Genomic DNA, 21,554 nt, shown 5'->3' on the forward strand with positions numbered 1-21,554 from the left:
ACCTTCCGGAAAGCCTAGAGCTCTACCCCAATGAGCAGCGGCTCCGGGTGGAGCTCGATTCCGAAGCGGTCCACGACGCCGGCACGCACCTCGCGTGCGATCGCCACCATGTCAGCGGCACGGGCTGAGCCGCGGTTGGTGATGGCCAGGGTGTGCTTGGTGGACAGGGAGGCCCGGCCACCGGAAACACTCGACTCCTCCAGGCCGAACCCCTTGGTGAATCCCGCTTGGTCAATCAACCAAGCCGCGGAAAGCTTCACCAGCCCATCCTTCCCCGCCGGGTATTTGGGCGCGTTCTCCGGCAACTGCGCAGCCTGCTCGGCCGGCACGATCGGGTTGGTGAAGAACGAGCCCGTGGAGAAGGTGTCACGGTCATCAGCGTCCAGGACCATTCCCTTGGACGCCCTGAGCTTCAGGACTTCGCGGCGGACATCGTTGGCGTAGGCACGTTTGCCCACCTCAACTCCGAGGACGCGGGCCAGCTCGGCGTAGCGGATCGGAGCACTCATCCTGCCCAGTGCCAGCTGGAATTCGACCGTCAGCACCACGTATCGCGGCGAGCCCTCCACAGTGGTCTGCTTGAGGATGGAATCACGGTAGCCAAACTTCAGCTCGGAAGAGGTGAAAGTCTGGACGGCATGGCGTTCGCGGTCCCAAGTACGGACCGAGGCGATGGTCTGCGAGACATCGGCACCGTAGGCACCCACGTTCTGGACGGGCGTAGCGCCCGTGGCACCGGGAATCCCGGACAATGCTTCGAGGCCGGACCAGGCATGCAGGACGGTGTATTCAACCAGGGCATCCCAGTTGTGGCCGGCCTGGACCACCAGGGACACTCCCCCGCAGCTGTCCTCGGAGTCCACCGCGAACCCCTCGGAGGCGATCTTGAGGACCGTCCCGGGGTAGCCCGCATCCGAAACGAGGAGGTTGGAGCCGCCGCCGATGATCAGCAGCTTCCCCCCCGCAGCGTCAGCCGACCGGACGGCGTCGATGATCTCAGCCTCGGTACGGGCCTCCACATAGGTACCTGCGGGGCCGCCGACAGCAGCCGTGGTCAGTTCGGAAAGCAGCGTCTGGGTCACCCATCAAGCCTAGCGGGGATTGGCAGCCCGCCCCGCCGCTGGCTGCGCAGGAGGCAACAACCGCGGCGCGCCACCTCGACATTCCTGCCGTGGTGGCGCGCCGCTGCGTTGCAGTATGGCGCTGGGTCAGGCGACCTTCACAACCGCCTGGGATTTCATGAGGACCTTCTGCCCGGCGGCAACCACGGTCAGGTCGATGCGGGCGGTGCCGGCCTCGGCGTCGAGCGCGCCAACCACGCCGGTGACGTCAATGACGGCTCCCGCCTCAGTGGTACCGGTGGTGTCGGTGACCAGGACGGGCTTGGTAAAGCGGGTCTGGTAATCGACGACGGCGGCAGGGTCGCCTGCCCAGTCGCTCACGAGCTGAACTGCGGAGCCCATGGTGAACATGCCGTGTGCGATGACGCCCGGAAGTTCCACGGAGGTGGCGAAGGCTTCGTTCCAGTGGATCGGGTTGAAGTCACCGGATGCCCCGGCGTACTTGACCAGGTCCTGGCGCGTGACCTCGATGCTTGTGGAGCCAATTTCCTGGCCGACTGACAGGTCTTCGAACTTTGGCATTACTGTCCCTCTCCGCGGACCAGGATGGATGAGGTGGTAGTGGCTACCTTCTCACGGTCGTCGCCGTCGGTCAGAGCATAGATTTCCGAACGCGTGGTAATCATGGCACCGCCGCCCATGGCGCGGACACCGTCCACATGGAGCTCGGCCACCAGCCGGTCGCCGGCCACGATGGCGCGGTGGTGCGTGAAACGCTGGTCGGCGTGGACCACGCGGGAGAAGTCGATCCCCGCCTCGGGGTCTTCCACCAGTTGGGCGTCGGCGCGCTGGGCAATGATAATGGCGAACGTCGGCGGCGCAACGAGGTCGCGGTGGCCCAAGGCGCGCGCCGTTTCTACGTCGAAGTGCGCGGGGTTGGTGGCTTTCACGGCCTTCGCGAACTCGCGGATCTTTTCACGGCCAACGTCGTAAACCTCTGCGGCAGGGTAGCTTCGGCCCTGCAGGTCCGGATTGATACTCATGGTTCCAACCCTATCGGCCAGCCACTGCCGGATGCAGCGCCGATACCGCCTGATGAAGCGGTTATTTCTTGTAGCTCTTGCGGATCTTCTGGCCGCGGACCACCAGGCCCACTACGTGGAGCACCAGGCCCAGGCCAATGACGGGCAGCGAGGCCAGCGCGAGGCCTTGGTTTCCGGAGGTATTGCCTGCGATCGAGAGGATCAGTCCGACGGCGATCAGCCCCATGGCGCTGAAGACCAGCGCTTTGTACCCGGTGGAGGCAGAGGCCCAGAATTCGTTCAGCACCGTCCAAGTCTACCGGCGGCCACTCAACGCCTTAGAACAGGGAGTCCTGCAGCGCGGGGATCTCCGTGACGTGCCGGCCGAGTTCGATCCTGCGTCCCTTCAGCGCTCCGAGGTCAGCGACGAAGCTGCCCTCCACCTCAACTCCGGCAGCGTCCGGGAGCCCGGCCAAGGCGATAGCCCCTGACAGCGAGCGGACCCGCAGTCCGTGACCGCCGTCGTCGAACGTTGCAGGGTAGGCGTGGCGGATGGCGCCGGAGGCGCGGGCGTCACACAGCCGGTCGGCCAAAGCAGGGCGCTCCCACTCTTCCTCCACAACCGTGTAACCGGTCATGGCCAAGCCACCCAGCAATTCCCGCACGCTGGCGGCCTGCTTCCGGTTGATCGCTTGGAGTTCGACGCCGGGACGCGGCTCCACGAGCGAGGTCGCCTTGGCAGCGGAGCGGACTTGCTGGACGAGTCCCAGGTCCCGCGTCACGAGGTCTTCGAGTACACGGACGATCCGGCCGTCCTCGGCGTTAGCAACGTAGGAGGCGTGAACGGCTCCTTGCTCGGCGAGCCGGTTCCACTTCCGTGGGGCAGAGGCCGTCCCTACCTTGGTGGCGCCGTTGGCGAACGTGGCGACGTAGAGCCAGTGCGGCTGCATGAGGTAGGCCCGAAGCCCGGGCGGGACGGAACCGCCGCGGTGGAAGTCGTGCATGAGCCGGGAATCGTCCTTGGCAAAGCAGGCGCCACACTGTTTGCCTCGTTCGGCGGGGGAAGAACTGCGGCAGGGAACGTGGGTCCGCTCTCCTGGCCCATGCACTTTGACGTGGCCGAGGCACCACAGACCCGCGATAACGCGCAGGCCCAGGGATGATCCCTGGGCCAACGCAACGTCAGTGAACTCCCCGGCAGGAGTGTGGAGGCGCAACGCTGGGGAGGACGAGTCCCAGACGACGCCGTGGACGAGCATGCCTACAGCGAAGGCTGGACCCCGAAGGCCACCGCGAGCTTCATGATCTTCTCGGCACGGCCCAGGCGCGGGAGGTCCGAGCCGTCGCGGATCACGCGGCCGTTGGCTTCGAAGTCGTTCATGAAGTCGGTGGCCCAGGCGACATCGGACGGCGTGGGGCTGATGACCTCGTTGATGACCGTGGTCTGGTCGATGGCCAGGCACAGCTTGCCGGTCATGCCCATGGTCACGGTGATGCCGGTCTGCTCGCGCAGGATCGGGTGGTTGGTGCCCACGGTGGGGCCATCAATCGGACCCGGCAGGTTGCCCACGCGGCTGGCGACCACGAGCTTGGCACGCGGGTAGGCCATGGCCTCCGGGGTTGCCGCCATCCCGGTATCGCGACGGAAGTCGCCCGAACCGAACGCCAGGCGGAACGCACCCTGGGCGCGGGCAATGTGGTTGGCCTCTTCGATGCCGAGGGCGGACTCCACCAGCGCGATCACGGGGGTCTTGCCGTCCATGCGGTGGTAAGACTCGGTGACCTGGTCCGCGGATTCGGTCTTGGCCAGCATCACGCCGAGCAGGCCGGGGGTGCCGCGCAGGCCTGCGAGGTCGTCGGCCCAGAACGGGCTGGTGGCGTCGTTAATGCGGACCCAGGCCTGGCCGCCGTTGGCCAGCCAGTTCACCACGTTCTCGCGGGCCTTGTCCTTCTGGGACGGGTCAACGGCATCTTCGATGTCAAGGATGATGGCGTCTGCACGCGAGCCCGCCGATTCGTCAAAAAGCTCCGTCTTCATGGCGTTCACGAGGAGCCAGGAACGGGCGATATCGGCAGGAATGTTGCGGGTAGGCCGAACGGACTCGGCGGCGATGCTAGACGTCATGTATCTACCGTATCCGCCCACCGGCCCGCGGGGCGAAGAATTGCGCCCGGTTGTGAGGATCAATACGAACTAAACCCCATATTGCTGTGGGGTCCCGCAGTATGACTGCCCGACGCCGGTACTGGCCAGTCGCTTTGGTCCTGTCTGTCGCCGGACGTCACCTCGCGGAACACAGCCTTCACGCGGCTCAACCAGAGGACTTTGTGTCTTCCCGTTGCCTCCGGTGGCCCCGGATTTCATTGCGTTGCCCGCTGTTTCCCCGCGTTTCCGGCCGTTACCGGATCGCTTCCCTGCCGCCGTCGAAATGGGCTTTCATCGTTCCCAAGCCGTTTCGCAGATGGCTTCCCCAACCACAAACCAACCACCCGAAAGTAGCTCCCATGAAACTGCAACTGCCCCTCCTGAGCGTCGCGGCCGCCGTCGTACTAGCGCTGACGGTGAGCGGCTGCGGCGGTTCAGCCGACGCCGGTCAAGCCAGCCAGGCGGGTCCCGAAGTCAAGGAACTCCGCTACCAGGGCTGGGCCAACCAAGTCACGTTCCCAGAGCTCGCCGCGGACCTGGGCTATCTGGGAGACATCAAGCTTAACTGGGTGGGCAACACCACCAGTGGTCCGCAGGACATCCAGTCGGCGGCGACCAACCAGACCGACTTTGGCGGGGCGTTCACCGGCGCGGTGACCAAGCTCATCGAAGCCGGTGCCCCGGTGAAGGGCGTCATCAACTACTACGGCGCAGACGCCAAGAACTTCAGTGGCTACTACGTCAAAGCCGACAGCGACATCAAAGGACCCCGCGACCTGATCGGCAAGAAAATCGCCGTCAACACCCTGGGCGCCCACCACGAGGCCGTCATCAACACCTACCTCACCAAGAACGGCCTCAGCCAAGACGACATCAAGCAGGTCCAGCTGGTGCCGCTGCCACCGAACGACACCGAGGAAGCCATTCGTCGCGGACAGGTGGATGCCGGAACACTGGGCGGCGTGCTGCAGGACCGGGCGATCGAAGCCGGCGGGCTGCGGTCCCTGTTCAACGACTACGAACTGTTCGGCACGTTCGCCGGCGGCCAGATCGTGCTCCGGAACGACTTCATCGAAAAGAACCCGAACACCACCCGCGAGTTCACCACTGCCATTGCCAAAGCCCTGAAGTGGGCCACGGAAACACCGCGGGAGGAAGTGATCGCGCGCTTCACCAAGATCATCGAAAACCGTGGACGCAACGAAAGCACGGCCAACCTCAAGTACTGGAAGAGCCCGGGCGTGCCGGACAACGGCGTGATCAAGGACGAGGACTTCACCCGCTGGGAGGCATGGCTGAATTCTTCGGGAATCGTGAAGGGCAACCTGACGCCGTCCAAGTACTACACCAACGACTTCAACGATCTTGCCAAGCAGCCTGCGGCCAGCGCCACGGCTTCCAGCGGAACGACGAAGGGATAGCAATGACCGTGAAAATCAGCCTGAAAGACGTCACCAAGGAATTCACCGTCCGTGCCACGAAAGGAGCACCCGCTTCCCGGCTCACGGCCATCGATGGGCTCAGCCTGGACGTGCGCGATGGCGAGTTCCTCACCTTGGTAGGGCCCAGCGGCTCCGGCAAGACCACCTTGCTGGACCTGTTGGCCGGGCTTTCCACGCCGACCTCGGGAGAGGTCCTGGTGGACGGCAAAACCGTGACCGGCCCCGGAAAGGATCGTGCCGTGGTGTTCCAGCAATACGCACTCTTCCCGTGGCGGACGGCCTCGGCCAATGTGTCCATTGGACTCGAAGGCAAAGGACCTGACGGCAAAAAGCTGAGTCGCCGGGAACGCGCTGCGAAAGCCAGTGAGTACCTTGCACTCGTTGGGTTGGCGGGCTTCGAGGACCGCTACCCGCACGAGCTCTCCGGCGGCATGAAGCAGCGCGTGGCCATTGCCCGGAGCCTGGCCTACGAGCCCGACGTCCTGCTGATGGACGAGCCGTTCGCGGCCCTGGACGCACAAACCCGCGAGCAGTTGCAGGACGAACTGCTCAGGATCTGGAAGGCCACCGGCAAGACGATCATCTTCATCACGCACGGCATCGACGAGGCCGTGTACCTGGGTCAACGGGTTGCCGTGCTCAGCGCCCGGCCCGGCCGGCTCAAGGAAATCGTGGACATCGACATTCCGGACCGCGACGGAGACGAGGACATCCGCTCCAACCCGGCCTTCGTGGAGCACAGGCACCAGGTCTGGACACTCCTCCACGACGAGGTCCGGCGAGCGCAGGATGCCGGACACCGCAAGATCCTGCCGGACGGCAGTGCCCCCGACGAACCAACCACCCTTGAAAGGAGCGCGGCCTGATGACGACCACCCTGACGCACGCAGAAACCGCAGCCGCCGCACCCCAGCCGACTGCCGCCGTCGAACCTTCAGTCCGTGTGGAGGCGGAACGCACGACGCCGGTCCGCGCCGTGGCGCGCCGCGTCACCGCAGTTGCGGGATCGGCGGCGTGGAAGTCCGCGGCCGTCCTTGCCTTCCTGGCACTGTGGGAACTCGGGCCGACGTACCTGGCGAGCCCGTCCACGCGGGTGTTCCTTCCGCCGCTGCATGAAGTCCTCGCAGCCTGGGGCAAGCTGTTCGATGCCGGGACCATCCAAGGGCACATCGCCGCCAGCCTGACCCGTTCGGTTGCCGGATTCGGTGCTGCACTGGTGGCGGGTGTGGCGCTGGGCCTGCTCATCGCCTGGTACGGGAAGCTGAACGCCGTCCTGAACCCGCTGCTGGAACTGTTCCGCAACACTGCCGCGCTGGCATTGCTTCCGGTGTTCACGCTGCTGCTGGGCATCGGCGAGGAATCGAAGATCAGCATCGTGGCCTACGCTGCGTTCTTCCCGGTGCTGCTCAACACGATCGCCGGCGTCAAAACCGTGGATCCCCTGCTCATCCGGGCCGCACGCTCACTGGGACTGAACAACTTCCGGCTCTTCCAAAAGGTCATCCTGCCCTCTGCAGTGCCCACCATCTTCACCGGTATCCGCATGGCCGGCACCGCGTCCATCCTGGTGCTGATCGCTGCGGAAATGGTGGGAGCCAAGGCTGGCTTGGGCTACTTGATCGTGAACGCGCAGAGCAGCTTCCTCATCCCGGACATGTACGCGGGCATCCTCACCGTGTCCCTGCTGGGGCTCGCCGTGAATTTCCTGCTGGTCGCCCTGGAACGGCACTTCTCCCGTTGGCGGACCGCCGTTGGTTCTGCCGCCTGATTTTTGTACCCGTGGCACCTCGCCACACCATCACCGAAAGAAAAGGAAAGAACCATGACTGTCATTACCGAAACCAAGCTCGAATTTGCCAAGCTGGGCTCCCGCATCGGCGCCGAGATCCGTGGACTCGACATCTCCGGTGACCTCAGCGCGGAGACCGTCGCACAGATCCGTTCCGCCCTCAACGAGCACAAAGCCTTGGTGTTCAGGGAGGCAAACATCCTCACGGACGAGGCCCAAGTGAAGTTCGCCTCGCACTTCGGTCCGCTGACCAAGGCGCACCCCACGGTGGCGTCGGTTGATGGCGAGGAGAACGTCCTGCCCGTGGACAGCGAGAACGGTTCGGCCAACAACTGGCACACGGATGTCACGTTCGTGGTGAACCCGCCGCAGGCTTCGACGCTCCGGAGCATCGACCTCCCGGCGTACGGCGGCGAGACGCTGATTGCTTCCTCGGCCGGCGCCTACCAGGACCTGCCGGAGGAGCTGCGCAACTTCGCGGATACCCTCTGGGCCATCCACACCAATGACTACGACTACTCCGTGCCCAAGAACCTGGAGCACGCCAACGCCGAGGAACGCCGCAAGGAGTTCACCCGCCTGAAGTTCGAGACCGCCCACCCCGTGGTACGTGTACACCCGTTGACCGGCGAGCGCGGATTGTTCATTGGGGGCTTCGCGCAGCGGCTGCGGATTGTGGGCCTGTCCAACACTGAGTCGAAGGACATCATCCGGTTGCTGCAGGCTTACGTGACCCGTCCGGAGAACGTGGTCCGCGTGAACTGGGAACCCAACCAGGTGGTGCTGTTCGACAACAGGATCACCCAGCACTACGCTCCGGACAACTACGACGGCCAGCCGCGCAAGCTGAACCGCGTGACCATTGCCGGTGACATCCCGGTGGGTGTGGACGGCAAGCTGAGCCAGTCCCTCCAGGGCGATTCGAGCACCTACTCTGTGGTGGCTGACGCTTCGTAGGGGGCCTTATGTGTTGCTGTTGTCACCCAACTGAGTCGCAGTTAAGCGCGTTTTGAGCTCTCATAACGCGCACTACTGCGACTCAGTTGGGTTTACGGGAGATTGCTTCCGCGGGCAGCGGTCCAGAGGCCGTACCACTCGGCACGGGACATGTTCTCTGCGACGTCGATGGCCTGGGCGCAGGCACCGATCCGGCCCGGGTTGGTGGTGCCCACCACGGGCGAAATCCGGGCCGGGTGCTTCATGAGCCAGCCCAGGAGGACGGATTCCGGAGTGGTGTTCTTCTCCCCTGCCAGCCGTTCGAGCATCGCTGCCGTTGCTGTATCAGCGGGGGTTTGTCCGCCGGCACCCGTGTAACGCCCCTGCGCCAGGGAACCGTAGGCCTGCAACTCGATCCCGTTTGCCATGCAATGCTCCAGTGTTCCATGGGGGAAGCTGTACGCGGTGCCCTCAGGATGATTGACCAGCACCGTGCTCTCCAGCCAATCCCGGTGGAGCAGGCTCATTTCCAACTGGTTGGCCACGATGGGCGTCTCCAGCCGGTCCTGCAGGTAGGCGATCTGAGCCCCGGACATGTTGGACACACCCAGTTGCCGCACCTTGCCTTCGGCCATCAACTGCCCGACGGCGTCAGTCACCTCGCGCGCGTCCATGAGGGGATCCGGCCGGTGCAGCAGGAGGATATCCACGTACTCCGTCTGGAGCCGTTTCAAGCTCTGGTTGACCCGCTCCAGGATGGCTTCGCGGCTGAGGTCGTAGTGGGTATCCAACCCTCGCTCCCCCAACCGGATTCCGCACTTGGTCTGAAGCTGGACCGATTCCCGCAAACCCTGCGAACGGGCGAGGACTTCCCCGAAGACGGCCTCCGATTTGCCGCTGCGGTAGATATCGGCATGATCGAACAGATCGATCCCGATGCCCTGCGCGGCTTCGATCACGGCAGCAGCCTGGTCGATCTCCGTGGCGCCGTAGGATGTGCCGTCCCACGGACCACCGAGTCCCATGCAACCGTAAATGAGGCGTCCCCGCCCGTTCGTTTCAGTCATCTTCCAGGGATGCCTATGCGTCCCGGACTACCCACGCCGTGGTGTCAGCGGGCAGCTTGCCGTCTTCCAACGGTCCGCTGCTGACGACGACGGTCCCCGCCGGAAGCTCGAAGGCTTCCGTTCCGAAGTTGGTCACCGTCTCCCAGCCACCATGGCGGCTGAAGTGCAGCACGTCCGGGTTGCCGGTCTCCACCCATTCGAGTTCTTCGTCCGTCTGCAGCTCACTGCGGAGGCGCAGAGCCTTGCGGTACAGCTCCAGCGTGGAGCCTTCCACGCCCTCCTGGGTGGACACTGCGTAGTCCTTGAACCAGGCAGGCTGCGGCAGGTGGGCCGTGTCGCCGCCGAAACCGAAGGCGGAACCTTCCGGGGTCCAAGGCAGCGGAACGCGGCAGCCGTCGCGGCCGATCTCCACGCCCTTGTTGCGGAAGAACGACGGGTCCTGGCGCTCGGCGTCGGGAATTTCCGTGACTTCGCGGAGGCCAAGCTCTTCGCCCTGGTACAGGTACGCCGAACCGGGGAGCGCGAGCAGGAGCAGCGAAGCAGCGCGTGCCCTGCGCAGGCCAAGCTCGATGTCCAGTTCGTCGGCGGGGGCACCCGCGAGCAGCCAGCCCTTGCCATCCTGGCCCTTGGGCTCGGTGCCGGTGATGTCCTGCGCTGCGTTGGTTCCCTGGGCTACGGACCCACCCTTCGGCAGCCCGTAGCGGGTGGCGTGGCGGACGACGTCGTGGTTGGAGAAGACCCACGTGGAAGACGCGCCGGATTCCTTGGCGGCGACCAGGTTGTCCGTGATGATCTTCTTGAAGGAGGCGGCGTCGAAGTCCGACTGCAGGAGGTCGAAGTTGAATGCCTGGCCCAAGCCCTCGGGGCTGGCGTAGCGGGCCCGGCGGGACTCGTGGACCCAGGCTTCGGCGACGGCGGTGCGCGGCGGGTTGTACTCGTTGAAGAGCTTGCGCCACTCAGCGTAGACCTCGTGGACTTCGTCGCGGTCCCAGAAGGGGTGCGAACCGTCGGTGAAGCCATCGGTGTTGTGTGCCTTGGCAGCCAGGTCAGCCTTCATGGGCATCGGCTCGGAGAGGTCCTTGGCCATGCCGTGGGCAACGTCGATCCGGAAGCCGTCCACGCCACGGTCGGACCAGAAGCGCAGGGTCTTCAGGAAGTCCTCGCGGATTTCCGGGTTTTCCCAGTTAAAGTCCGGTTGTTCCTTGGCGAAGATGTGCATGTACCACTGGCCGGGTGTGCCATCAGGTTCGGTGATGCGCTCCCAGATGGGGCCGCCGAAAACAGAGTCCCAGTCCGACGGCGGCAATTCGCCGTTTTCGCCGTTGCCGTCGCGGAAGATGTAGCGGTTGCGGGCCGCGGACCCCTTCGGCGAGGCCAGGGCCTCCTTGAACCATTCGTGCCGGTCCGAGGAGTGGTTGGGCACAATGTCCACCACGAGCTTGATGCCTGCTGCGTGCAGGGCTGCGGCCATCTCGTCGAAGTCCTCCAGCGTTCCAAGCTTGGGGTCCACGTTGCGGTAGTCGTCCACGTCGTACCCGCCGTCGGCGAGCGCGGAGGGGTAGAACGGGCTCAGCCACACGGCGTCGACGCCAAGTTCCTTCAGGTACGGAACCTTGGCAGTGATGCCTTTGATGTCGCCCAGCCCATCACCGTTCGCGTCGTAGAAGCTGCGCGGGTAGATCTGGTACACCGCCGCCTGGCGCCACCAGTTGGGGTCGGCCATGCGGTCGGAGTGGGACAGGTTTGCCTTGGTGGCGGAGGTGCTCACGAAACTCCTTTGATTTAGATTCTAAATTTAGTTCCCGAACCAGTATCTGACGGCTGGCCCGGCAGGTCAACACTCAGCCCTTGACGGCTCCCTGGGTCACGCCCGCCATGACCCATCTCTGCGTAAACAGGTAGGCAACAATCGCCGGAGCCATGGCCATCAAGTAGGACGCAAAGGACACGTGGTAGTTGTTGCTGAACTGAGTCTGGAACAGACTTTGCCGCACGGGAAGGGTTTGCAGCGCAGGATCGGAAATGATCAGCGAAGGCATCATGAAGTCGTTCCAGGCATAGAGGAAGGCGAAGATCCCCACAGTTGCACTCATGGGCGCCAGCAGCGGGAAGATCAGCTTCCAGAACGTTTGCCACGTGGTTGCCCCGTCGATCCTGGCGCTCTCCTCCAACTCCATGGGGATCGAGCGGAGGAAGGCGGTGAACAGGAGCACGCTGAAGCTCAACTGGAACATGGTGGCCAGGAGGATCACGCCGAGCGGATTATCCAGGCCCAGGCGACCGGTCAGCTGGATCTGCGGCAGGGCCACCACCGGGAAGGGGATGAACATGGCTGCCAGAAGGTAGAAGAACGAATACCGGAAGAGGCGGCGGTCCCAATTCCGGACAATCGCATAGGAGGCGAACGCTGCCAGGACAATGGTGGCGACAACTGTTCCCGCGGTCACCAGCAAGGACATTGCCGCGCCGACCGGGAAGTTGGTCAGGCTCCAGGCCTGCACGAAACCGTCCAGGCTGAAGGGAGCAGGCAAGGAGAAGGCGTTGCCGTCCACGGCCTGGGCCTGCGTCTTGAACGCCATGGATACCGTGACGTAGAGGGGTAACAGGACCGTTACCGCGCACAGGATGAGGATGGTGGTTCCGGACCAGTTGATCCGTTCCGGCCTGTTGGCTGACCGACGGGTACTGCCGGCGGCTTTGGTGGTGCCCTCACGTCCGAGGGTTGCTTGTGTGCTCATCAGAGGGCATTCCGTCCGCGGGTCAGGGAAAGCTGGACAAGGGAGATAACGATCGCCACCAGGAAGAAGATGGTGGCATTGGCCATCTGGTAGGCGTAGTCGCCACCGTTGAAGCCGGTGATGACGGTCATGGCGATGCTCCGCGTTGAGGTCCCCGGACCTCCGTTGGTCAGCCCCACGATGATGTCGTAGGCGTTGAGGAAGCCCTTGAACCCCAGGATGACGTTGATGACCACGTATCCCGCTACGAGCGGGAGGGTGATCTTCAGCAACTGCTGGACCTTGCCGGCACCATCGAGCTCCGCAGCCTCGTAAACGTCGCCGGGAACGGCCACGAGACCCGCGATGTAGATCAGCAGGGAACCGGGGACAGCCTGCCAGGCAGTGACCAACACGACGGCGACCCAGGCGAGATCCGGATTGGCCAGGAGACTGCCTTCCAGCCAAGGAATCCCGGCGGCCGAGCCCAGCGCCGGGAGCGAATTGGAGAAGAGGAAGTTGAAAACGTAGGCGATGATGATGCCGGAGACCACCATGGGAATGACAAAGACGGTCCGCAGCGCAGACTTCATCCGGACGCGGGAGGTCAGTCCCACAGCCAGCAGGAACGCGATCACGTTCACCACGATCACCGTGACGATCGAGAACCCGAAGGTGAAGAGGTAGCTCTGCAGGATCGCAGGGTCGCTGAAAATGGCGATGTAGTTGGTCAGGCCCACGAACTCCCAGTCGCCGATTCCAATGGAGTCGGTGAAGCTGAAGAAGATACCGATGACGCCGGGCACGGTGATCGCCAAGGTGAAAAGAACAAGGCTCGGCAGGAGGAACAGGTAGAAGATCGGCTCGACCCTCCGGGGCCGACGGCGTGTGGGTGCGGGATTCGCTTGGGCACTGCGTCCACTCGCGGGGCGTTTGGGTGACGTTGAAGTGGTAAGGACGGACATTTATCTGGCTCCCTGTGTCTGCGCTACTGGCGGAAGGCCAGGCGTGCCCAGTCTGCGTCGAGTGTGCGGAGGGTGGATGTGGGGTCTGCGCCAAACACGAGCGCCTGGGTGTAGTTCATGATCGGGATGGTCTTGGGAACCAGCACGGACGGCCCTTGGTACACCTGGGCGTTGTCGTAGTACTTCACCATTCCCTCTATCCGGGGATCGGCAGCGCCGGCAGCGTCCTTGGTGGGCGTGAAACCCAGTTGCGACTGGTTGTAGGCGTCGATGACTTCGGGTCGGTACAGGTACTCCAGGAAGTCGCGGGCGGCGTCCTTGTGTTTGGACGCCTCCGGAATCCACGCAGCGAGATCCACATTGACGCGGACGCGCAGGTCCTGCGGGTTGTCAGTCATGGGGAGCGGGAAGGTTCCCAGTTCCAGGTTGGGAGCCGTCTTGGCCACTTCGCTGAAAGCCCACGGCCCCTGCAGGTACATGGCAGCCTTGCCTTGGGAGAAGGCAAGGTTTCCATCCCCGTAAGCCCTGCTGGCAGCGTCCTTGTTGACGTATTTCTTGGCCAGCGTCAGCATCTTTTCCACCGGCTGGCCAAAATCCTTCTGGAACGAAGCCTCGGAGCCGGATCCAACGGCCGTACCTTCGGAGGCCAGCTTGTCGAAGAAGCCAAGTGTGTCCACTTGGCCACCCACCGCATAGTCGAACCAGCCCTGGGCGATGGTCCAGTCATCTTTCCACGTGGCATAGAAAGGCGTCACTCCGGCAGCTTTGAGCTTCTCGCACGCGGCAATCAGCTCGCTCCAGGTGGTAGGCACCTTGATGTTGTTGGCCGCGAAGATTTGCTTGTTGTAGATCACCGAGGAGGCCATCACCGAATATGGCAGGGCACTGGTGCGGCCGGGGTAGGAACCGTACTGGTCCATAAGCGGTTGGAGGTCTTCGCGGACGCGGCTGGCTGCACCCGTGCCGGAGAGATCGCTCAACGCACCCCGCTGGACGAAGCGCGAGGTCTCCATGTTGTAGTTCGCCAAGGCGATGTCCGGCGGATTGCCGCGGACAAAGCTTGCCGAGACCACATCGACGCCGGACGTATCCAGCACCACTTCCGTGTGGTCCTGCGAGGCGTTGTACTCGGAGACAAGCTTGGTCATGAAGCCAATCGCTTCCCGCTTGCTGAAGGTGAAGCGGATGGTTTCCTTCCCGTGCTCTCCTGCACATCCCGAAAGAAGGCCGGCAAGCAATGCCAGCCCAAGGCCCATGGCGGCCCAACGTTTCTTGCGTGTCACTTTCACAGACACGTGATCCTTTCGTCGTGCGGCCCCTCTGCCGCATGCCAACGGGGTGATGGCGCGCGACACCACCCCGGGATTTTAGATAGGAGATAAATTTATTACCTGTCGCAAGTATTATGTGAGGGCCGCCACACCGTCAAGCCCGAAGCCGTAACACGGCGAAGTCTAAATTTATGTACTAAATTTAGAGAGGCCGATTCCTCTGGCGGCCAGGAAAGGTGGGAACACACCATGCTCACTGGAACGGCGCCCTCAACCCAGCTGGTCCGCAGGCTCAACGCCGGGGCAATGCTTAAGGCCATGCGCGGCGCAGGCGTTGTCACCGGAACCGAGCTGATGGCCCAGACGGGACTCTCCCGGGCAACCGTCATTTCCATTTGCGACGAGCTGGTCCGGCTCGGCTGGCTTCGGGAACTCGAGAACCAGCGCGGCGCGGGCGATTACGTCAAGGGACGCCCGGCCCGGCGTTTCGTGTTCGACGACGGCGCCGCCAGCGTCCTGGGCATCGACATCGGCGCCAACAAGATCACCACGATCGTCGCCGACATGGCCGGAAACCCCCTCTCGCAGGTCACCATGCCCTTCCGGACGTACAACGTCTCCGCGGCTGAACGCGCCGACGTGCTGGACAAGATCGCAGCCAACGCCTTGCAGGAGGCCGGGGTTCCTGCGGACTCCGTCCTGGCAGTATCGGTTGGCGTGGCCGCACCCGTCAGCCGGGAGGGCGAAGTCCTCACCGTCCAGGAATTCTGGAAATCCTTCGACGTCCGCCGGACCGTGTCCGAGCGCCACGGGTGGCATGTTCTCCTCGAAAACGACGCCAACCTCGCGGCCCTGGCCGAACGATGGCAAGGGACGGCCCAGGGGGTGGACAACCTGGTGGTCATGCTGGCCGGAGACCGCCTGGGTTCCGGGATTCTGGAATCCGGACGGCTCCTCCACGGCCAGGTGGGCGGCTTCGGTGAACTGGGATTCCTCGACAACGTGGACGGCGTGGGTAACACGTATGGAATCGCCTTCTACGCCGCCCTGGCGGGCCGAGAAGCCATGGAAGAGGCGGACGGGACAACCCTCCGCGGACTCTGTGGCGGCAACCCGGATGACCTGACCGCCGAGATGGTCTTCGCAGCAGCGGCCGATGGAGACGGTGCCGCCCTCAGCGCCCTGGACCGGGTGTCATTGCGCATGGCGAGGGTCATCGGCTCCATCAGCACGCTGGTCAACCCGGAACTCGTGGTGCTCGCCGGAGGGGTGGCAGCCTCCGCGAGGACATTGCTTCCGGGCATCCAGCAACACCTGCCGGAGTTCACCTTCACTCCCCCGAGGTTGGCCACGTCCACCCTGGAGGAAGGCATTGTCTCGCTCGGAGCCATCCGGCATGCCCTGGACTACGTGGAAGAGCACGCACTGGATCTCTCCCCTTCGTCCCTGCCAAAGCGGGCTTCCTGACACCACCCCGCTGGAGGCTCCGGCCTACTCCGGCATGGACATGGTCCGCAGGTCCAGTTGCCGGAGCACCCGGTCGGCAACCTCCGGATCCGTCCCCGGCTCGTTGCGGGCCTGCACCACTTCCAGCCTGGCAGCGTCCAAGGCGATGGTCTGCACCGTGATGGCCAATTCCCGGCCACGCTCGCGCTTCTCCGCGGCGGACTCGTTCTTGAGCGTTCCATCCAGCAGCTCGGCGTGCAGGCGGCGCATCTTTTCCTTGACCAGGGCCACCTTTTCCGGCGGCAACTCCTTCATGAGGTCGTGCTCCTTGAGTGCCGCCACCGCGGCCGTCTGGGCACGCTTGGCCAGCAACCGGGCCGCGTCCTTTTCGTGCGAGCCATCCTCGGTGGCCTTGAGGACACGCATGAGCCATGGAAGTGTCAGCCCCGGCACCACCAGCGTGGCCAGCAGCACGGCACAGGCAATCACCAGGATCTCGTGCCGGGCCGGGAAATCGCTGCCGTCCGGGAGGGTGAGCGGAAGCGCCAACGCCAGGGCCAGGGTGGCAAGCCCGCGCATGCCGCACCACGTCAGGATGAGTACTTCCTTCGGCGTCGTAGGCTGCAGGAGGTTCCTGCGCCTGTTGGCAGACAGCGCCAAGAGACCCAGCCACAGGTAGCGCACCACGAACACCAGCACGCAGATCACCACGGCCATGCCGATCATGCCGAAGATGGCTGTGCCCTCATCCCGGATGACGTGACGGATCTCCAGGCCCACCAAACCGAACGCCAGTCCCGTGGCCAGGAGTTCCACCACATCCCAGAAGGCGTTCCGGGTAACCCGCTCGGCGGCGTCTTGCGGCCGGGCGTGGCGTTGCAGCTCCAAGGCCGTGACGACGACGGCCACCACGCCTGAGGCGTGCAGCTCTTCCGCCAGGATGTACGCGGCGAACGGAACAACCAGCGTCACAGCGCTCCTGGCCACCATGGAGGACACCAGCTTGGTGATGACCTTGGTGAGCCAGCCCATGGCGATGCCGATCAGCACGGCGAGTGCCGCGCCGATGACGAACTGGAGGATGATTCCCGGGCCTACCTCGCTGCCGGCCAGTGTGGCCGCCACTGCCGCCTGGAAAATCACAATGGCGGCTGCGTCGTTGAACAATCCCTCACTCTGCAGGACAGTGATCAATCGACGCGGCATATGGACCCGGCCGGCAACGGATTCCACCGCCACGGGGTCCGGCGGCGCCACCATGGCGCCCAAAGCGATCGCCGCAGGAATACCGATCCCCGGGATCATGAGCCAGGCGGCTCCCGCCACTGCTGCGGTGGAGACCACCACCAGGGCCACGGCCATGAGCAGCAACGTCCTCCACCGCACACGGAACACGGCCCAGGAACTCTTCTGTGCCGTGGCGAAAAGCAACGGCGGAAGGAAGATGGGGAGGATCAGTTCCGGGGAGATCTCGAACTCGGGGAACCCCGGAATGAACGTCAGGGCCACCGCCAGCAGCAGCATCAGCACCGGGTAGGGAAGCTTCAGCCGGTCCCCCAAACCAACAGCCACCACCGTTGCAAGCAGCAATCCGATAATCAGCGCCAATTGATCCATAGTCCCGCTTCCCCATGAGTATGTCCGGCACTTCAGCGGACCAGGCCGCGAAAGTTCCCTACCAACATATCCCGGGGGCCGGGCCTCACCCCCCGGTCAGGGCGTCCACGACGTCCACGGCGCCGTCCTTGAACCTGATAGTGCGGTGAACTGTGTCCGGAAGTTCCAGGACCGCAGCCGCCACCAAGGCAACATTGGCCCGCGAAGTCTGCGTACCGTCGTCCGGGTTCGCTGGATCCACCTCGATCAGGCCTGTCGGCGGCACATCCGTCAGTGCCCCTGGGCCCAACACCGTCCAGTCCAGCGAGGTACTGCGCAGGTAGTCGTCGGCGGCTGCCTTGGCTTCGGCGTACGCAAAGAAACCGTGGTCCTCGGGGACTCCGTGGTCCTTCGCGGCGCCGAGGTAGGAAACCATCACGTAGCGGTTGACGCCGGCTTCGGCGGCTGCGTCCATGGAACGGATCGCCGCGTCCCGGTCCACCGCATACGTCCTCTCCGGGTTGCCTCCCCCGGCACCCGCCGACCAGACCACGGCGTCATGGCCCGTGAGCGCCTGGGCGAGTTCCGCCGTCGTCGAACTTTCCACGTCCAGGACCTCGGCGGCGGCCCCGGTTTCCGTGACATCAGCCACATGATCGGGATTCCGCACGAACGACGTGACATCGTGACCTTCGCCACTAAGAATCCTGGACAGATGCAGGGCCACCTTGCCGTGGCCGCCAATGATTGCGATTCGGCTCATGCACCCATTCTGTCCCAGATCGGCCCTACGTGGCGCGGCAACAAAAAGGCCCCGCAGGTGAAAACCTGCGGGGCCTTGCTTTGTAGCGGTGGGGAGGCTCGATCTCCCGACCTCACGATTATGAGTCGTGCGCTCTAACCAACTGAGCTACACCGCCACGGATGAGAAAAGCCTGCGTCAGCCGGTCAAAACCGCCTTGACGCAGGCCCTCATCCAGAGCCCCCCACCGGAATCGATCCGGTGACCTCGTTCTTACCAAGAACGCGCTCTACCACTGAGCTAGGGGGGCAACGAGTAAATACTCTACCGGAGGTTTTCCGAAGCTCCAAATCGGTGCAAAGACGGGGAAAAACAGCTCCGACACAATTTGCGAACCGGCCAATTTCCTGTTCTCAAAGGGGCCATTTCAGGGCAGGCGGAGCACCTGTCCGGGGTAGATCGCATCCGGGTTCGGCACCTTGTCTGCGTTCGTCGCAATCAGCGCTCCAAGGTCCACTTTGAACTGGGCCGCGATGCCGCCCATGGTGTCCCCCGGTTCCACCACCACCTCCGTGACGCGGGGAGCCACTCGCCCGGTCTGTCCGGCCCCTGCAGCGGCCTCCACGGCGGCGTCCTGGCCCGCCTGCCGCACCTCCGGGTCCGAAGGCTCCAGGCCGACGTCGTGCGCCTCCTGCGCCGCCGCAGCGGTGGCTGCCGCCTGTTGTTCGGCCGCCTGCGCTGCAGCGGCCTCCGCGGCCGCCGTGTCCGAGGCGGAAACCTCGACGGCGGCAGCGTCCTCAGCCGCTTGGCGCGCTGCCGATTCCCCGGCAGCGTGGTCCTTGTGTCCCAAACCGAGGTTCTTCTTCACGTTGTCCAGGAATCCCATGGCTCGATGGTACGGCGGGTGCCAGTGGCAGGGAACCCGTTAAACGGCCGAGGGGCCGGCTCGAAAGCCGACCCCTCGGTCAGGATGCTGCAGAGTGTTTACCACTTGCCCTTGCGGTTGAAGTCGCGGTGGCCGCCTTCGCCGCCGCCACGGGGCTTGCGGGCACCGTCGCCGTGACCGCCGAACCGCGATCCGCTGGACTGGCCGCGGTCACGGTCGCCGTAGCTGCCGGAGGTACGCTCGCTGTAGGAGCGGCCGCCACGGTCTGCCGAGGAGCGCTCACCGTCGTTGCGGCGGAACTCCTTCTTGAAGCCACCGTTGCCCTTGAAGTTTCCGCCGCCACGGCCACCGGAGTAGCCGCCGCGATCGCCTTCACCGCGGGGCTTCCGTCCCGTGTCCAGCTCGAGGTGGATCAGCTCGCCGCCAATCCGGGTACGGGACAGGGCGCGCAGCTGCTCGGGGCTCAGGTCCGCGGGGAGCTCCACCAGGGAGTGGTCCGAACGGATGTCGATGCCACCGATCTGCGAGGACGAGATGCCACCTTCGTTGGCGATGGCGCCCACGATCGAACCAGGCATGACGCGCTGGCGGCGTCCGACGGCGATCCGATAAGTGGCGTTGCCCTCGGTCAGGGCACGGGACGGGCCGCGGGAGTTGAAGCCGTCCTTGCGCTCGCGCTTCTGGAATTCCGGTGCTGCAGGGAGGTCCTTGACCAGGAGCGGCTGGCCACCCTGTGCCATGACGGCCAGGGCTGCGGCGATCTCGGCGGCCGGAACCTTGTGCTCCTCCTCGTAGGAAGCGATGAGGTCGCGGAACAGCGAAACATCTTCCGACTCGAGGGTTTCGGTGATGCGCTCGGCGAACTTGCCCAGGCGCAGGGAGTTGACCGTTTCCGCGGTCGGCAAGTGCATCTGCTCCACCGACTGGCGGGTTGCCTTCTCGATGGCACGGAGCAAGTACTTCTCGCGCGGGGTCATGAAGAGGATCGCGTCGCCACTGCGGCCTGCACGTCCCGTACGGCCAATGCGGTGGACGTAGGACTCGGTGTCGTGCGGGATGTCGTAGTTCACGACGTGGCTGATGCGCTCCACGTCGAGGCCACGGGCGGCGACGTCGGTTGCCACCAGGATGTCGATGCGGCCCTCACGCAGGGCGTCAACCGTGCGCTCACGCTGCTGCTGCGGGATGTCGCCGTTGATGGCGGCAGCCTGGAAGCCGCGGGCCTTCAACTTGTCGGCGAGGTCCTCGGTGGCCATCTTGGTGCGCACGAAGGCGATGACGCCGTCGAACTCTTCCACCTCGAGGATGCGGGTCATCGCGTCCAGCTTGTGCGGGCCCATGACCTGCACGTAGCGCTGGCGGATGTTGGAACCCGTGGAGGTCTTGGACTTGACCGAGATCTCGGCGGGGTCGTTCAGGTACTGCTTGGACATGCGGCGGATCTGGCCGGGCATGGTGGCAGAGAAGAGCGCCACCTGGCGGGTCTCAGGGGTCTGCTGGAAGATCTGCTCCACGTCATCGGCGAAGCCCATGCGCAGCATCTCGTCGGCTTCGTCCAGCACCAGGTACTGGAGTTCGGAGAGGTCCAGGGAACCCTTGGAGATGTGGTCGATCACGCGACCGGGCGTACCCACTACAACCTGGGCACCGCGGCGCAGGCCGGCGAGCTGCGGGCCGTAAGCCGAGCCACCGTAGACGGGCAGGACGGTGAAGTCGTCCATGTGCTTGGCGTAGGAGGTGAAAGCCTCGGCAACCTGAAGGGCGAGCTCACGGGTCGGAGCCAGGACCAGGGCCTGGGTCTTGCGGGAGGGACCGTTGAGGTCGTGGAGTTCGGCAAGCCGGGACAGGGCCGGAACAGCGAAGGCTGCGGTCTTGCCGGTACCGGTCTGCGCCAGGCCAACGACGTCGCGGCCTTCCAGGAGCAGCGGAATGGTGGCGGCCTGGATGGGGGACGGCTTCTCGTAGCCAACATCCTGGAGGGCTGCAAGGACGCGGCCGTCAAGGCCGAGGTCGGAGAAGCGGACGCCTTCCTCTTCGGCTTCGGCGGCAGGAGCGGCTGCGGTTTCGTCGGCAGGGGTTTCGACGGCGGCCGGTGCTTCCGGAGCGTCGCTCACGGTCTCTGTGGTCTCGGCGTCAAGGTTCTCGTTGAGAGTCTCGGGCATGTGGGGAAATTCCTCATCCATAGGGCGTCGGCGCGGCCCGGTTGGGCTTGGCCGCAGTACACGCGAAAGCCCGGCAAGGGTGCCCTGCTTTCGCAGAAGTCCGGCGCTGTCGCAATCCCATGGCAGGACTTCGCGCTGCATCTCTTGGCTGCTATCCCAGCAGTCTGTACAGCGTTTTCTTTAGCCGGCGCTCCCTATGAAAATGCCCGCACACAGTTTGCGGGCCCCAACACTTACCAGTCCTGCCTCAAAAATTGGGCAGGATAAAGGGAATTCCGGAGTGGGGGATGTATCCAGTGTAGGGCA

20 protein-coding genes and 2 tRNA genes are annotated in these 21,554 nt (G+C 64.4%); 5 read left to right on the plus strand and 17 right to left on the minus strand.

Annotated elements, in window-relative coordinates:
- Positions 1 to 14: 14 nt before the first annotated feature.
- The 6 genes from ACIQTZ_RS06810 to ACIQTZ_RS06835 form a co-directional block, all read right to left on the minus strand.
- Positions 15 to 1,082, minus strand: a complete 1,068-nt coding sequence (locus ACIQTZ_RS06810; protein WP_402978753.1) for a UDP-N-acetylmuramate dehydrogenase — start codon at positions 1,080 to 1,082, stop codon at positions 15 to 17.
- Positions 1,083 to 1,208: 126 nt separating this feature from the next.
- Positions 1,209 to 1,643, minus strand: coding sequence for a MaoC family dehydratase (locus ACIQTZ_RS06815; protein WP_402978756.1), 435 nt, complete (start codon positions 1,641 to 1,643; stop codon positions 1,209 to 1,211).
- A complete protein-coding gene (locus ACIQTZ_RS06820; protein ID WP_400329030.1) occupies positions 1,643 to 2,104 on the minus strand; it encodes a MaoC family dehydratase N-terminal domain-containing protein in 462 nt (153 codons plus the stop codon). Before ACIQTZ_RS06820 ends, ACIQTZ_RS06815 begins: the two co-directional genes overlap by 1 nt.
- A 61-nt stretch (positions 2,105 to 2,165) precedes the next feature.
- A complete protein-coding gene (locus ACIQTZ_RS06825) occupies positions 2,166 to 2,390 on the minus strand; it encodes a DUF3188 domain-containing protein (RefSeq protein WP_400329027.1) in 225 nt (74 codons plus the stop codon).
- A 31-nt stretch (positions 2,391 to 2,421) separates the two neighbouring features.
- On the minus strand, positions 2,422 to 3,342 hold the full coding sequence (locus tag ACIQTZ_RS06830; RefSeq protein WP_402978759.1) for a DUF2797 domain-containing protein: 921 nt from the start codon (positions 3,340 to 3,342) through the stop codon (positions 2,422 to 2,424).
- A gap of 2 nt (positions 3,343 to 3,344) precedes the next feature.
- A complete protein-coding gene (locus ACIQTZ_RS06835; RefSeq protein WP_400329021.1) occupies positions 3,345 to 4,208 on the minus strand; it encodes an HpcH/HpaI aldolase/citrate lyase family protein in 864 nt (287 codons plus the stop codon).
- A 380-nt stretch (positions 4,209 to 4,588) separates the two neighbouring features.
- Here ACIQTZ_RS06835 and ACIQTZ_RS06840 point away from each other — a divergent pair, with 380 nt between their 5' ends.
- Genes ACIQTZ_RS06840 through ACIQTZ_RS06855 form a run of 4 tightly spaced genes read left to right on the plus strand, consistent with a single transcriptional unit; the run spans position 4,589 to position 8,417 of the window.
- The gene (locus ACIQTZ_RS06840) at positions 4,589 to 5,650 is read left to right on the plus strand and encodes an ABC transporter substrate-binding protein (protein WP_402978762.1); all 1,062 of its coding nucleotides are present in this window, start codon (positions 4,589 to 4,591) and stop codon (positions 5,648 to 5,650) included.
- Between the two features lie 2 nt (positions 5,651 to 5,652).
- A complete protein-coding gene (locus ACIQTZ_RS06845) occupies positions 5,653 to 6,537 on the plus strand; it encodes an ABC transporter ATP-binding protein (protein WP_402978765.1) in 885 nt (294 codons plus the stop codon).
- Positions 6,537 to 7,439 (plus strand): ABC transporter permease, encoded by a 903-nt coding sequence (locus ACIQTZ_RS06850; protein ID WP_402944727.1) that lies wholly within the window; start codon positions 6,537 to 6,539, stop codon positions 7,437 to 7,439. Before ACIQTZ_RS06845 ends, ACIQTZ_RS06850 begins: the two co-directional genes overlap by 1 nt.
- Before the next feature lie 54 nt (positions 7,440 to 7,493).
- Positions 7,494 to 8,417, plus strand: a complete 924-nt coding sequence (locus ACIQTZ_RS06855; protein WP_400329009.1) for a TauD/TfdA dioxygenase family protein — start codon at positions 7,494 to 7,496, stop codon at positions 8,415 to 8,417.
- 92 nt (positions 8,418 to 8,509) lie between these two features.
- Here the strand turns inward: ACIQTZ_RS06855 and ACIQTZ_RS06860 are convergent, their stop codons facing one another.
- The 5 genes from ACIQTZ_RS06860 to ACIQTZ_RS06880 all read right to left on the minus strand — a co-directional run bounded on the left by ACIQTZ_RS06860 (position 8,510) and on the right by ACIQTZ_RS06880 (position 14,440).
- A complete protein-coding gene (locus ACIQTZ_RS06860; protein ID WP_402978768.1) occupies positions 8,510 to 9,463 on the minus strand; it encodes an aldo/keto reductase family oxidoreductase in 954 nt (317 codons plus the stop codon).
- Between the two features lie 13 nt (positions 9,464 to 9,476).
- On the minus strand, positions 9,477 to 11,231 hold the full coding sequence (locus tag ACIQTZ_RS06865) for a glycoside hydrolase family 13 protein (RefSeq protein ID WP_402944732.1): 1,755 nt from the start codon (positions 11,229 to 11,231) through the stop codon (positions 9,477 to 9,479).
- Between the two features lie 73 nt (positions 11,232 to 11,304).
- The gene (locus ACIQTZ_RS06870; RefSeq protein ID WP_402978770.1) at positions 11,305 to 12,201 is read right to left on the minus strand and encodes a carbohydrate ABC transporter permease; all 897 of its coding nucleotides are present in this window, start codon (positions 12,199 to 12,201) and stop codon (positions 11,305 to 11,307) included.
- Positions 12,201 to 13,145, minus strand: a complete 945-nt coding sequence (locus ACIQTZ_RS06875) for a carbohydrate ABC transporter permease (protein ID WP_402944738.1) — start codon at positions 13,143 to 13,145, stop codon at positions 12,201 to 12,203. Before ACIQTZ_RS06875 ends, ACIQTZ_RS06870 begins: the two co-directional genes overlap by 1 nt.
- Positions 13,146 to 13,168: 23 nt before the next feature.
- On the minus strand, positions 13,169 to 14,440 hold the full coding sequence (locus tag ACIQTZ_RS06880) for an ABC transporter substrate-binding protein (protein WP_402944740.1): 1,272 nt from the start codon (positions 14,438 to 14,440) through the stop codon (positions 13,169 to 13,171).
- 225 nt (positions 14,441 to 14,665) lie between these two features.
- Between ACIQTZ_RS06880 and ACIQTZ_RS06885 the strand changes: the two genes are divergently transcribed.
- Positions 14,666 to 15,883, plus strand: coding sequence for an ROK family protein (locus ACIQTZ_RS06885; protein ID WP_402978773.1), 1,218 nt, complete (start codon positions 14,666 to 14,668; stop codon positions 15,881 to 15,883).
- A 24-nt stretch (positions 15,884 to 15,907) separates the two neighbouring features.
- Here the strand turns inward: ACIQTZ_RS06885 and ACIQTZ_RS06890 are convergent, their stop codons facing one another.
- From ACIQTZ_RS06890 to ACIQTZ_RS06915, 6 genes are all read right to left on the minus strand, one after another.
- Positions 15,908 to 17,479, minus strand: coding sequence for a Na+/H+ antiporter (locus ACIQTZ_RS06890; protein ID WP_402978775.1), 1,572 nt, complete (start codon positions 17,477 to 17,479; stop codon positions 15,908 to 15,910).
- An 85-nt stretch (positions 17,480 to 17,564) separates the two neighbouring features.
- Positions 17,565 to 18,221 (minus strand): NAD(P)-binding oxidoreductase, encoded by a 657-nt coding sequence (locus tag ACIQTZ_RS06895; protein ID WP_402978778.1) that lies wholly within the window; start codon positions 18,219 to 18,221, stop codon positions 17,565 to 17,567.
- Between the two features lie 83 nt (positions 18,222 to 18,304).
- Positions 18,305 to 18,378 (minus strand) — tRNA-Met (locus tag ACIQTZ_RS06900).
- A 60-nt stretch (positions 18,379 to 18,438) separates the two neighbouring features.
- Positions 18,439 to 18,510 (minus strand) — tRNA-Thr (locus ACIQTZ_RS06905).
- 117 nt (positions 18,511 to 18,627) lie between these two features.
- Positions 18,628 to 19,086: a LysM peptidoglycan-binding domain-containing protein gene (locus ACIQTZ_RS06910; RefSeq protein WP_400328986.1), complete on the minus strand. Its 459-nt coding sequence runs from the start codon at positions 19,084 to 19,086 to the stop codon at positions 18,628 to 18,630.
- Between the two features lie 98 nt (positions 19,087 to 19,184).
- Complete coding sequence (locus ACIQTZ_RS06915; protein ID WP_402978781.1) at positions 19,185 to 21,248, minus strand: DEAD/DEAH box helicase; 2,064 nt, start codon at positions 21,246 to 21,248, stop codon at positions 19,185 to 19,187.
- Positions 21,249 to 21,554: the final 306 nt, after the last annotated feature.

Origin of the sequence: Paenarthrobacter sp. NPDC090520, assembly GCF_044769205.1 — a bacterium.
GTDB lineage: Bacteria > Actinomycetota > Actinomycetes > Actinomycetales > Micrococcaceae > Arthrobacter.

Excerpts from the sequence above, each read along its gene's own strand:
- ACIQTZ_RS06815 (WP_402978756.1), bottom strand. The coding sequence starts at position 1,643 with ATGCCAAAGTTCGAAGACCTGTCAGTCGGCCAGGAAATTGGCTCCACA.
- ACIQTZ_RS06820 (WP_400329030.1), bottom strand. The coding sequence starts at position 2,104 with ATGAGTATCAATCCGGACCTGCAGGGCCGAAGCTACCCTGCCGCAGAG.
- ACIQTZ_RS06830 (WP_402978759.1), bottom strand. The coding sequence starts at position 3,342 with ATGCTCGTCCACGGCGTCGTCTGGGACTCGTCCTCCCCAGCGTTGCGC.
- ACIQTZ_RS06835 (WP_400329021.1), bottom strand. The coding sequence starts at position 4,208 with ATGACGTCTAGCATCGCCGCCGAGTCCGTTCGGCCTACCCGCAACATT.
- ACIQTZ_RS06840 (WP_402978762.1), top strand. The coding sequence starts at position 4,589 with ATGAAACTGCAACTGCCCCTCCTGAGCGTCGCGGCCGCCGTCGTACTA.
- ACIQTZ_RS06845 (WP_402978765.1), top strand. The coding sequence starts at position 5,653 with ATGACCGTGAAAATCAGCCTGAAAGACGTCACCAAGGAATTCACCGTC.
- ACIQTZ_RS06850 (WP_402944727.1), top strand. The coding sequence starts at position 6,537 with ATGACGACCACCCTGACGCACGCAGAAACCGCAGCCGCCGCACCCCAG.
- ACIQTZ_RS06855 (WP_400329009.1), top strand. The coding sequence starts at position 7,494 with ATGACTGTCATTACCGAAACCAAGCTCGAATTTGCCAAGCTGGGCTCC.
- ACIQTZ_RS06860 (WP_402978768.1), bottom strand. The coding sequence starts at position 9,463 with ATGACTGAAACGAACGGGCGGGGACGCCTCATTTACGGTTGCATGGGA.
- ACIQTZ_RS06870 (WP_402978770.1), bottom strand. The coding sequence starts at position 12,201 with ATGAGCACACAAGCAACCCTCGGACGTGAGGGCACCACCAAAGCCGCC.
- ACIQTZ_RS06875 (WP_402944738.1), bottom strand. The coding sequence starts at position 13,145 with ATGTCCGTCCTTACCACTTCAACGTCACCCAAACGCCCCGCGAGTGGA.
- ACIQTZ_RS06885 (WP_402978773.1), top strand. The coding sequence starts at position 14,666 with ATGCTCACTGGAACGGCGCCCTCAACCCAGCTGGTCCGCAGGCTCAAC.
- ACIQTZ_RS06890 (WP_402978775.1), bottom strand. The coding sequence starts at position 17,479 with ATGGATCAATTGGCGCTGATTATCGGATTGCTGCTTGCAACGGTGGTG.
- ACIQTZ_RS06895 (WP_402978778.1), bottom strand. The coding sequence starts at position 18,221 with ATGAGCCGAATCGCAATCATTGGCGGCCACGGCAAGGTGGCCCTGCAT.
- ACIQTZ_RS06910 (WP_400328986.1), bottom strand. The coding sequence starts at position 19,086 with ATGGGATTCCTGGACAACGTGAAGAAGAACCTCGGTTTGGGACACAAG.
- ACIQTZ_RS06915 (WP_402978781.1), bottom strand. The coding sequence starts at position 21,248 with ATGCCCGAGACTCTCAACGAGAACCTTGACGCCGAGACCACAGAGACC.